At 43.5% G+C, this 12,182-nt stretch carries 5 protein-coding genes, 2 tRNA genes, 3 rRNA genes and 1 pseudogene; 9 read left to right on the forward strand and 2 right to left on the reverse strand.

Features of this window, described 5'->3' with window-relative positions:
• Window positions 1–71 precede the first annotated feature (71 nt).
• Complete coding sequence (locus tag AC4CUZ_RS06000; RefSeq protein ID WP_078426192.1) at window positions 72–674, reverse strand: 2OG-Fe(II) oxygenase; 603 nt, start codon at window positions 672–674, stop codon at window positions 72–74.
• A 115-nt stretch (window positions 675–789) separates the two neighbouring features.
• On the opposite strand from AC4CUZ_RS06000, the gene AC4CUZ_RS06005 reads away from it, so the two are divergent.
• The 9 genes and pseudogenes from AC4CUZ_RS06005 (at window position 790) to AC4CUZ_RS06045 (ending at window position 10,447) form a co-directional block, all read left to right on the forward strand.
• Window positions 790–1,647, forward strand: coding sequence for a 23S rRNA (adenine(2030)-N(6))-methyltransferase RlmJ (locus AC4CUZ_RS06005; protein ID WP_078426193.1), 858 nt, complete (start codon window positions 790–792; stop codon window positions 1,645–1,647).
• A gap of 43 nt (window positions 1,648–1,690) precedes the next feature.
• The gene (gene pssA / locus AC4CUZ_RS06010) at window positions 1,691–2,521 is read left to right on the forward strand and encodes a CDP-diacylglycerol--serine O-phosphatidyltransferase (protein WP_087011599.1); all 831 of its coding nucleotides are present in this window, start codon (window positions 1,691–1,693) and stop codon (window positions 2,519–2,521) included.
• Between the two features lie 27 nt (window positions 2,522–2,548).
• Window positions 2,549–3,622: a DUF6670 family protein gene (locus AC4CUZ_RS06015; protein ID WP_490747378.1), complete on the forward strand. Its 1,074-nt coding sequence runs from the start codon at window positions 2,549–2,551 to the stop codon at window positions 3,620–3,622.
• Window positions 3,623–4,060: 438 nt separating this feature from the next.
• Window positions 4,061–5,598 (forward strand): 16S ribosomal RNA (locus AC4CUZ_RS06020).
• Between the two features lie 61 nt (window positions 5,599–5,659).
• Window positions 5,660–5,736 (forward strand) — tRNA-Ile (locus AC4CUZ_RS06025).
• A 68-nt stretch (window positions 5,737–5,804) separates the two neighbouring features.
• A tRNA-Ala gene (locus AC4CUZ_RS06030) sits at window positions 5,805–5,880 on the forward strand.
• A 410-nt stretch (window positions 5,881–6,290) separates the two neighbouring features.
• Window positions 6,291–9,184 (forward strand): 23S ribosomal RNA (locus tag AC4CUZ_RS06035).
• A gap of 243 nt (window positions 9,185–9,427) precedes the next feature.
• Window positions 9,428–9,542: ribosomal RNA gene (gene rrf / locus AC4CUZ_RS06040) — 5S ribosomal RNA — on the forward strand.
• The 16S, 23S and 5S rRNA genes sit together here with 2 tRNA genes alongside, the layout of an rRNA operon.
• A gap of 140 nt (window positions 9,543–9,682) precedes the next feature.
• Window positions 9,683–10,447, forward strand: a pseudogene (locus AC4CUZ_RS06045) (IS5-like element ISAba31 family transposase).
• A gap of 190 nt (window positions 10,448–10,637) precedes the next feature.
• Here AC4CUZ_RS06045 and AC4CUZ_RS06050 read toward each other — a convergent pair.
• On the reverse strand, window positions 10,638–12,035 hold the full coding sequence (locus AC4CUZ_RS06050; RefSeq protein WP_279690409.1) for a dihydrolipoyl dehydrogenase: 1,398 nt from the start codon (window positions 12,033–12,035) through the stop codon (window positions 10,638–10,640).
• Between the last annotated feature and the right edge of the window lie 147 nt (window positions 12,036–12,182).

The following is a 12,182-nucleotide window of genomic DNA, read 5'->3' on the forward strand; positions in this document are numbered from 1 at the left end:
GGTTACATCCTCATCAATTGATGTTCAGTATATGAGGATACTTCTTACAATTTAAAGTCTTTTTGCTTGAATCATAGGATTGTACTGTCACTCCGTAACCATCCAGTAATCGATAAACGTTGATGTTTGGCTTCTAAAACCTCATGCAGTAAGTCACTTTGAAACAATGCAATACGATTCGGTTTGGGATGTAGCACATGCCAAATGTCATTTTTATCTTGCAGATGAAGTTCACCGCCCCAACCGTCTTGCCAGTCTTCGTGTAAATAATAAACCGTAGAAATCATGCGGCCATTTTTGCCTTGAGGATTATCACGGTGTAGGGCATAAAACTCGCCAGCGTTATAGCAAGCAAAATGTGCTTCTACGTCTCGAATACCAAGATAAAAGGCACGATTTAGTTCCTGACCCAAACTATAAAGGGCTTGAACATGTTGATTGGAAATAACGAGTTCGGGATTGAGCCATAAAATGTGATCACTACGGATCTTGCTGATGACACCGTTTTGAATAGCGGCTTCACGAAAGCGGTTTAAGTTCGAAGTACATTCTTCAATGAGTTGATGTACATAGTCATTAGAGTAGGCGTCATCAATGATGGCAAAACCATGTTGATCTAAATCATCTAGGATTTGATCAACATTCCAAGACTTTGGGAGAAGAACTGCTTCCATTACATTAACCTAAAAAAGACAAAGAAAAGCCACGGTTATTCTAGTGTATGAAAGCAATCTGAACGAAACTATTTTTCATGCTAAAATACTCATTGATTTTAGGAATGATAGAAACATGAATTACCGTCACCACTTCCATGCAGGTAACTTTGCAGATGTCATGAAGCATGTCCTTTTGCTTCAGATTTTGACTCGCCTCAATCAAAAAGATAAACCGTATCGTTATATTGATACGCATGGCGGTGCTGGTAAATATGATTTATCGACTTCAGAAGCACAAAAGTCGGGCGAGTTCTTAAATGGTATTCACCGTTTAGTAAAACTTGATGACTCGATTAAGCGTAATGCGCCTGAAGGTGTTCAGCAGTATTTAAAAATTGTTGAAAAAATGCGTGAAGGTTCAGGTAAGGGCGCTTATCCAGGTTCGCCGTGGTTTGCATTGGAAGGCATGCGCGAAATCGATAAAGCCACCATTTTTGAAATGCAACGTGATGTATTCCAACAGTTGTATTACAACGTTCGTGACAAACGCGCGGGCTTACATGAGCGCGATGCTTATGAAGGGTTATTTGGCGTTATTCCACCCAAAGAAAAACGCGGTTTGGTGATGATTGATCCACCTTACGAAGTGGAGCGTAAAGATTTCCCTCAATTGGTTGATCTCATAGCGACTGCATATAAAAAATGGCCAACGGGTGTGTTTGCAATTTGGTATCCAATCAAAGACCGCGCCATGATTGATCGTTTTGAAAAGAAAATGATTAAAACCGGTATTCGTCGTCAGTTGATCTGTGAAGTATGTGTTTGGCCAGATGATACCCCAGTGGGCTTAAATGGTTGTGGTTTGTTGGTGATTAACCCACCTTGGAAGTTTTCTGAAGATGCAGATGAATCGCTACAATGGTTATTCCCACACTTGCGTATGAGTGAAAATGGTGGTCATGCTGCTGTTCGTTGGTTAGTTGGCGAATAAAGATAGACTATAAGAGAAAAGGCTACATTAGGATCGACAGAGAATGACAAATATAAATAAACCTGAAAGCGAATCTTCACCCCGCAGTACGCCTACTTTTGATGGGATTACTTTCGAGGTGGAAGAAGAAGAGCACACACAGGAAGGTCAAAAAGTAAAACGTCGAGGTATTTATTTGTGGCCGAACCTGATTACAACGGCAGCGTTGTTGTCAGGCTTTTATTCCATCATTGCCAGTATGAATGGCAACTTCCAGCAAGCGATTTATGCCATTTTCTTGGCAGCGTTGTTGGATGGCTTAGATGGCCGTGTTGCACGAGCCATTGGTGCGCAGAGTGCTTTTGGTGAACAGTATGATTCTTTATCTGATCTATTGGCGTTCGGCGTTGCACCCGCTATTTTGATGTATAGCTGGAGTTTGGATTCGCTCGGTCGCATAGGTTTAGCGTGTTGCTTTGTCTACACTGCCTGTGCTGCGTTCCGTCTAGCTCGTTTTAATGTGCAAATCGGTGTGGTCGATAAGCGTTACTTTATTGGTGTAGCTAGTCCACTTGCTGCGATTATTATTATTTCATTGGTTTGGGTCGGACTCGATTTCCCAGAAATTTTTGATATTCGTGAGCGGGGGATTCAAGCCATTAGCGCAGCAGTGATTGTGTCTGTGGGCCTCCTCATGATTTCGAATATTAAATATTATTCGTTTAAAACGGTAGATCGTAAGCGCGTTCCATTTTTTGTCCTTCCTATCGCGGTCTTTATTTTTGCTGCAATGACTTACAATATTCCTGTGGGTATTTTAGTCATTTCCTTGATTTATGCATTATCTGGCTTTATTACTACGTTTTTAGCACGACGTCAGCACAGCCCATCATGAGTTAATGATATGTAGAAGGAGTATGATATGTGGTTGTTTCAAGATTTTCTCGATCAGTCTAAACAACTTAATCAGGCTCCTTCACGGTCACTCCCTGCTTATCATCCACCCAATAAAAAATATAAAATTATTCATCAAGCTTTAACCATTCCCAATCTTCCTGCGCCATTACATTATTTAAATTTTTTGAGCATGATTGGTCAGCCCAATACGCCTATGTTTCGGAATAACAGTGCAATCAGAACTACACCTTTAGATACTGCTACGGTATTGGCCAGCAGTAGTCCACATATGGCAGGGCAGCTGAACCGTTATTCAATTTCTGCGGAATGTTCATTTCAAGAAAAAACATTTAAATTTGCCAATAAAGAACAGCTCATGGGAGCGTTCCCAAAATTTCAAATTCAAAGAAAAGACACAGAATTGAGTTTTGAAATTGAAATTACAACAACGCCGCTGATTTCACATTTCACCAAATTGCGTTTTGGTCTTGCCGAGCATTGGTCTGTATTGTGTCGATGTCAGGGAGAAGTTAAATATAAAGAACAGCGCTATGATATTGACCAGTTAGGGGCTTTTGAATACGCGCGCAGTATCGACTTTAGTTATTTACCCCTAGCTTTTTTCACATATCAAGTCATTAATCTGGTGGATCAGCGTCAACTATTGTTAGAACAAATTCGAGATTCGTTTAATCGAATTGTGCAGTCACGTATCTATATACGTGATTTGCAAAAACAACAAACCCATATGTTTGATCGGATGGTTTGCTTTCAAGTTCATCGTGTTTATCCTGCTGTGAAAACTCCCAATGGGCAAAAAATGTATTTACCGCGAGAGTTTGAATGGCATTATCAAGATGAGCAGGGACATCACATTCATCTTTACGCTCAAAGTCGTGGTGATTTTAAATTTGGTTTGGCTGCGGGTTATGTAGGTAGCTTTAAATATCAACTCAAAATGGATAATTATGAGGAACAGGGCGAAAGTGGTTATTGTGAATATGTGGATTGTCGTGCATTAAAGTGGCAAGAAAAAAAATCACAAGAAAAAAATCGAAATGAAATTGGAGAAATTGTTCCCTTTTCACTCAAGAAATAAGAAAAAAGCACCATTTTGCTTAATAAATAAACAAGCGGGAGTTTTTTTATAGAAAATTGAGTAAAGGGGGTTGTGTTGGGTTGGAAATGCTGTAGAATGCACATCCATCGGCGGTGATGTTGATTAAAACTTGTTGAGAAACAAGGATTTAGCCCAAGCGGTAGAATCTGGAAGTCTTGAATAAGTTTAAAAATAATTAACAAAACCAGTTGACTTCTTCTTGAAAGAGAGTAGTATAGCCGACCTAGCTTGCTGATGACGAATCAGCAAGAAGATCATTAAGAGATTATGAAGAACAACTTGTGTGGATTTTTACTGATTGATCGATCGAAAATATTTCATTGATTGAATGGTAAAAATTACTCGAAGTTTATTTGAGAAATATTTGTCAGAAAATTGATGAGCCAAGATTTGTAGCCATAAGCTACTAATGATTTTTAACTGAAGAGTTTGATCATGGCTCAGATTGAACGCTGGCGGCAGGCTTAACACATGCAAGTCGAGCGGGGAAGTATAGCTTGCTATACGACCTAGCGGCGGACGGGTGAGTAATGCTTAGGAATCTGCCTATTAGTGGGGGACAACATTCCGAAAGGAATGCTAATACCGCATACGCCCTACGGGGGAAAGCAGGGGATCTTCGGACCTTGCGCTAATAGATGAGCCTAAGTCAGATTAGCTAGTTGGTGGGGTAAAGGCCTACCAAGGCGACGATCTGTAGCGGGTCTGAGAGGATGATCCGCCACACTGGGACTGAGACACGGCCCAGACTCCTACGGGAGGCAGCAGTGGGGAATATTGGACAATGGGCGAAAGCCTGATCCAGCCATGCCGCGTGTGTGAAGAAGGCCTTTTGGTTGTAAAGCACTTTAAGCGAGGAGGAGGCTACTTGGATTAATACTCTAGGATAGTGGACGTTACTCGCAGAATAAGCACCGGCTAACTCTGTGCCAGCAGCCGCGGTAATACAGAGGGTGCGAGCGTTAATCGGATTTACTGGGCGTAAAGCGTGCGTAGGCGGCTTCTTAAGTCGGATGTGAAATCCCTGAGCTTAACTTAGGAATTGCATTCGATACTGGGAAGCTAGAGTATGGGAGAGGATGGTAGAATTCCAGGTGTAGCGGTGAAATGCGTAGAGATCTGGAGGAATACCGATGGCGAAGGCAGCCATCTGGCCTAATACTGACGCTGAGGTACGAAAGCATGGGGAGCAAACAGGATTAGATACCCTGGTAGTCCATGCCGTAAACGATGTCTACTAGCCGTTGGGGCCTTTGAGGCTTTAGTGGCGCAGCTAACGCGATAAGTAGACCGCCTGGGGAGTACGGTCGCAAGACTAAAACTCAAATGAATTGACGGGGGCCCGCACAAGCGGTGGAGCATGTGGTTTAATTCGATGCAACGCGAAGAACCTTACCTGGTCTTGACATAGTAAGAACTTTCCAGAGATGGATTGGTGCCTTCGGGAACTTACATACAGGTGCTGCATGGCTGTCGTCAGCTCGTGTCGTGAGATGTTGGGTTAAGTCCCGCAACGAGCGCAACCCTTTTCCTTATTTGCCAGCGGGTTAAGCCGGGAACTTTAAGGATACTGCCAGTGACAAACTGGAGGAAGGCGGGGACGACGTCAAGTCATCATGGCCCTTACGACCAGGGCTACACACGTGCTACAATGGTCGGTACAAAGGGTTGCTACCTAGCGATAGGATGCTAATCTCAAAAAGCCGATCGTAGTCCGGATTGGAGTCTGCAACTCGACTCCATGAAGTCGGAATCGCTAGTAATCGCGGATCAGAATGCCGCGGTGAATACGTTCCCGGGCCTTGTACACACCGCCCGTCACACCATGGGAATTTGTTGCACCAGAAGTAGGTAGTCTAACCGCAAGGAGGACGCTTACCACGGTGTGGCCGATGACTGGGGTGAAGTCGTAACAAGGTAGCCGTAGGGGAACCTGCGGCTGGATCACCTCCTTAACGAAAGATTGACGATTGGTAAGAATCCACAACAAGTTGTTCTTCATGACGATGTATCTGAGGGTCTGTAGCTCAGTTGGTTAGAGCACACGCTTGATAAGCGTGGGGTCACAAGTTCAAGTCTTGTCAGACCCACCAAATCTGACTAACAAGCATTGTTAAATGCTGAATACAGAAAAACAGAGACATTGACTTATTGATAAGCTGGGGACTTAGCTTAGTTGGTAGAGCGCCTGCTTTGCACGCAGGAGGTCAGGAGTTCGACTCTCCTAGTCTCCACCAAATTTCAAGACAAGAAAACTTAAAGCACTGCTTTAAGGCTTTTCCTTGAAATTTAAGCAAGAAGCTATGCTTCGCGCAGATAGGTTGGATTACAGAAATTAGTAAGTAGATAACTTATTAACTTCTGTGATTTATCACAGTTTCCTGACCTGACGAAGGCTGGAAAAATCATTAACAGAATATATTTGAGTTGAAATAATTTGTTCATACTCGTTTTAGTTAACTTAACAAGCAATTGTTAACGTTGAATGAAATGAGTTACTAGCGAAATTAACTGAATCAAGCGTTTTGGTATGTGAATTGAATTGAAGCTGTACAGTGTTTAAGTACACAGAGCAACAAACTGTATGATCGAGCAATCGATCTGTCCTAGTACTACTTGTAGGTGCTACGACTGTTTGGGGTTGTATAGTCAAGTAATTAAGTGCATGTGGTGGATGCCTTGGCAGTCAGAGGCGATGAAAGACGTAATAGCCTGCGATAAGCTCCGGGGAGGCGGCAAATATCCTGTGATCCGGAGATTTCTGAATGGGGAAACCCACCTGTCATAAGGCAGGTATCGTATGATGAATACATAGTCATACGAGGCGAACGAGGGGAAGTGAAACATCTCAGTACCCTTAGGAAAAGAAATCAATTGAGATTCCCTCAGTAGCGGCGAGCGAACGGGGAAAAGCCCATTAAGTCATATCAGTTTTAGTGGAATGCTCTGGGAAGTGCAACCATAGTGGGTGATAGTCCTGTACACGAAAGGGCTGATATGATGATGTCGAGTAGGGCGGGGCACGTGAAACCTTGTCTGAATATGGGGGGACCATCCTCCAAGGCTAAATACTCCTGACTGACCGATAGTGAACCAGTACCGTGAGGGAAAGGCGAAAAGAACCCCTGTGAGGGGAGTGAAATAGATCCTGAAACCGCATGCATACAAGCAGTGGGAGCCGACATGTTCGGTGACTGCGTACCTTTTGTATAATGGGTCAGCGACTTACATTCAGTAGCAAGGTTAACCGCATAGGGGAGCCGTAGAGAAATCGAGTCTTAATAGGGCGTTTAGTTGCTGGGTGTAGACCCGAAACCGGGTGATCTATCCATGAGCAGGTTGAAGGTTGGGTAACACTAACTGGAGGACCGAACCCACTGTCGTTGAAAAGCCAGGGGATGACTTGTGGATAGGGGTGAAAGGCTAATCAAACTCGGTGATAGCTGGTTCTCCCCGAAAGCTATTTAGGTAGCGCCTCGGACGAATACCATTGGGGGTAGAGCACTGTTTCGGCTAGGGGGTCATCCCGACTTACCAAACCGATGCAAACTCCGAATACCAATGAGTACTATCCGGGAGACAGACTGCGGGTGCTAACGTCCGTAGTCAAGAGGAAAACAATCCAGACCGCCAGCTAAGGCCCCAAAATTATAGTTAAGTGGGAAACGATGTGGGAAGGCATAGACAGCTAGGAGGTTGGCTTAGAAGCAGCCACCCTTTAAAGAAAGCGTAATAGCTCACTAGTCGAGTCGGCCTGCGCGGAAGATGTAACGGGGCTAAAACTATATGCCGAAGCTGCGGATTTGCAATTTATTGCAAGTGGTAGGGGAGCGTTCTGTAAGCCGATGAAGGTGTATTGAGAAGTATGCTGGAGGTATCAGAAGTGCGAATGCTGACGTGAGTAACGACAATGCGAGTGAAAAACTCGCACGCTGAAAGACCAAGGGTTCCAGTCCAACGTTAATCGGGGCTGGGTGAGTCGACCCCTAAGGCGAGGCCGAGAGGCGTAGTCGATGGGAAATTGGTTAATATTCCAATACTTCTATGTAATGCGATGAGAGGACGGAGAAGGTTAAGTCAGCCTGGCGTTGGTTGTCCAGGTGGAAGGTTGTAGGCATGTATCTTAGGCAAATCCGGGGTACTGTATGCTGAGAACTGATAGCAAGCTGTACTTGTACAGTGAAGTGGCTGATACCATGCTTCCAGGAAAAGTCTCTAAGCTTCAGTTACATAGGAATCGTACCCGAAACCGACACAGGTGGTCAGGTCGAGTAGACCAAAGCGCTTGAGAGAACTCTGCTGAAGGAACTAGGCAAAATGGTACCGTAACTTCGGGAGAAGGTACGCTGCCGACGGTGATAGGATTTACTCCTTGAGCTATTGGCAGCCACAGAAACCAGGCCCCTGCAACTGTTTATTAAAAACATAGCACTCTGCAAACACGAAAGTGGACGTATAGGGTGTGATGCCTGCCCGGTGCTGGAAGGTTAATTGATGGGGTTAGCGTAAGCGAAGCTCTTGATCGAAGCCCCAGTAAACGGCGGCCGTAACTATAACGGTCCTAAGGTAGCGAAATTCCTTGTCGGGTAAGTTCCGACCTGCACGAATGGCATAATGATGGGGGCGCTGTCTCCAGCAGAGACTCAGTGAAATCGAATTCGCCGTGAAGATGCGGTGTACCCGCGGCTAGACGGAAAGACCCCGTGAACCTTTACTGCAGCTTGACATTGAACTTTGATCTTACTTGTGTAGGATAGGTGGGAGGCTTTGAAACCGAGACGCTAGTTTCGGTGGAGCCAATCTTGAAATACCACCCTGGTAATATTGAGGTTCTAACTCTGTCCCGTTATCCGGGACGAGGACCATGTCTGGTGGGTAGTTTGACTGGGGCGGTCTCCTCCTAAAGAGTAACGGAGGAGTACGAAGGTGCGCTCAGCGTGGTCGGAAATCACGCGTAGAGTATAAAGGCAAAAGCGCGCTTAACTGCGAGACCCACAAGTCGAGCAGGTACGAAAGTAGGTCTTAGTGATCCGGTGGTTCTGTATGGAAGGGCCATCGCTCAACGGATAAAAGGTACTCTGGGGATAACAGGCTGATACCGCCCAAGAGTTCATATCGACGGCGGTGTTTGGCACCTCGATGTCGGCTCATCTCATCCTGGGGCTGAAGCAGGTCCCAAGGGTATGGCTGTTCGCCATTTAAAGAGGTACGCGAGCTGGGTTTAGAACGTCGTGAGACAGTTCGGTCCCTATCTACCGTGGGCGTTGGAAATTTGAGAGGATCTGCTCCTAGTACGAGAGGACCAGAGTGGACGAACCTCTGGTGTACCGGTTGTGACGCCAGTCGCATCGCCGGGTAGCTATGTTCGGAAGGGATAACCGCTGAAAGCATCTAAGCGGGAAGCCTACCTCAAGATAAGATTTCCCTAGGACTTTATGTCCTCTAAAGAGCCGTTGAAGACTACGACGTTGATAGGTTGGATGTGGAAGCATAGTGATATGTGAAGCTGACCAATACTAATTGCTCGTGAGGCTTGACTATACAACACCCAAACAGTTGGTGTTGTGGTTCAAATCACTGCAAACAACTTGATTTAGTTATAAAGCTAGATACATGAGCGAGAAATAAACAAACATTAATTATGTTTGTCCGAGCGCAAGACATAAAGCTATGCTTTATGTTAAAATCAACTCAAATATACCTGTTAATAACTCATTTGATGAAAGTTAGGCACGAAGAGCACTGCTCTGAGGTTAGACCCAACGAATAGTCATAAACAGTTGTGCTGGCGACAATAGCAAGAGTGAACCACCTGATCCCTTCCCGAACTCAGAAGTGAAACCTCTTAGCGCTGATGGTAGTGTGGAGTTATCCATGTGAGAGTAAGTCATCGCCAGCTCATTAATTCTAAATCCCCCTCCGCTTAAAGCAGAGGGGGATTTTTTTATGCTGAATATATTAGGGTGTGTTGACACTTTTAGCTTAAAAAAATAGCGAAGTAGTAAAATCAAATCGCCAAACCCAATTTTACTATTCGCTATGCCTCGTACCATGCTGACAGATCAACACTGGCAAAAGTTGAAAGTTATTCTGCGTAATTTATCCATTCACCACAACTCAAATTTACGCAATTTTATTGAAGCTATTCTCTATAGAATTAGAACAGGCTGTCCGTGGCGAGATATTCCTTGTTGTTTTGGTCATTCAAACTCTATTTTCAAACGTTTTAATCGTTGGTCAAGCAGCGGTAAGTTACTTAGATTATTCAAATTACTAGCCTCATGCCCCGATATGGAGTGGATTTTTATTGATGGCTCTCATGTACGTGCTCATCAACATTCTGCCGGCATAGCGAATCAATCTATTTCTAAAAGTGTAGGAGGAAACTCCTCAAAAATACATTTGATTGTTGATGCACATGGCAATCCTATTGATTTCATGATTACCGATGGAACCACACATGATGTTAAAGTTGCACCTGATTTAATATCAACATTAGATTTAAAAGAGACAAAAGTGGTATGTGCAGATAAAGGCTATGATTCAGAACCACTGCGTGAACAGATCAGGAAAACAGGGACTAAAGCGAATATACCAAAGAAAACAAATAGCCAATCAACAATGACCATATGGACTGGTATTTATATAAAATCAGGCATTTAGTTGAAAATATGTTTTGTAGATTAAAGCTATTTAGAGAAATAGCTACTCGATATGACAAGCTCAAAAGAAATTATCAAAGTTCTGTTGCTTTAGCCTGTATATTTTTATGGCTACCTTTATAGGGTTAATTATGAACAGTAAATGTCAACAGACCCTAAATAATATAAATAAAGAATTATTAAGTGGGAAAGAAGAGAATTAGATGAAAAGAGCTGGAAATAAGCTATCTATAAGGGCCTAAATAGTAAAAAGCCAGCATTTGCTGGCTTTTATATCTTATTTGATGAAATCATTTAATTGCACACAGAAAATCTTATTAAAAGAACATGCATCATGAATTTCGCAGTTTAGGTATCGTATCTAGCTGTCGGCGTGCATGCTTTAATGCTGTTCTTAAACCTTCTTCAATAGTTGGGTGATAAAATGGTTTTTCCAAAATTTCATCGACGGTCAGTTTTTCTGAAATCATCCACGCCAGTAAATGGGCCAAATGTTCAGTAGAGTCTGTGAGTAATTCAGCACCTAGTAGCTTACGGCTGCTTTTATCCACATAAACCTCGATGGCCCCATGGTTTTTACCTAAAACTAATGCACGTCCTTGTTTGACATAAGAGACTTCGCCGATGACAAAATTGATAGGTGCACTTTGTAGTTGCTTAAAGTTTTGTCCAACCATTGCCATTTCCGGACTACTAAACACGATGCCTAAAGGCGTTAGAGTTTTGCATGATTCTATAGTGGGAAAGTTCAATGCATTTTTTACCGAAACTTTACCTTCGTGTGCGGCTTCATGTTGTAGTGGAGTATCAGTATATGCATCGCCAATGATAAAAATCGGGTAGTCTGCAAGTTGTTTGGTCTCAGAATCAACAGGTAAATGTTTTAAGTCCGTGAATGAGGTATCGATATTTTCGAGTTTAAGGGTATTTAAAAGACTACTTCGTCCTGTGGCAACCAGTAAGTAATCAACGTTGAGTGTTTTAGACTGACCATTTTCAGTAAACCTAAGTTCAACTTGATTATTTATATACTTAACCTCTGTGGGTAAAACTTCGAAGTTGATCTCAAGTTCGGTGCTAATTTCTGTTTGTGCCAACAGCTGTAATTTCGGACTGGTGAGAACACCGACTTTACGGCTGCGTGCAAACACGGTGGTCTTGACCCCAAGTCGTTGCATGGCTTGGGCAAGTTCAATCGCGATGACACCACTACCAACGACCGCTAAAGAATTGGGTAAAGCATTTAATTCAAAGATTTGATCGGAGGTGATGAGCCGATCACCGAGTTCATCCTTCCATGCTGGGTCAAAGCTAGGGGTGGAGCCTACAGCTAAAATAAAGCTTTTGGCTTGGTAGTGTTGCCCATTAACTTCGACTGTTTTTGAATCGAGAAAGCGAGCACGGCCCTGAATTTTATGGGACTCAGGCCAGCTCTCTACGGTTTTAAGGGTACTATGAGTAAAGCGATCACGGAGTTTTTGTACGTGTTGCATGACCTGACTGCGGTCTATTTTTGACTCTACTTGCAATCCCACACGATCCGCATGTTGAATATCATGCATGCGATTTGCTGTAGAAATTAGCACTTTTGACGGCATGCAGCCGACACGTGCACAAGTGGTGTCCCATGGCCCATCATTAATGATTAATAGATTTTGTGTGGACTTCACGGCTTGTTGGTAGGCTGCGATACCCGCAGTTCCAGCCCCAATAATAATCAGATCATACATAAGCAAACGTTTATCTAAGCGAGACATACTCTATAGTTAACATATTCAGGGCTGTAGATGATTATATTTTGTAAAAAAAACGGCACTAGATGCCGTATTCACTTTCATTTGACTTATAAGCCAGTGCCAACGCTTACCCCAACGGTA

Source organism: Acinetobacter sp. 789_lipA (genome assembly GCF_058242845.1).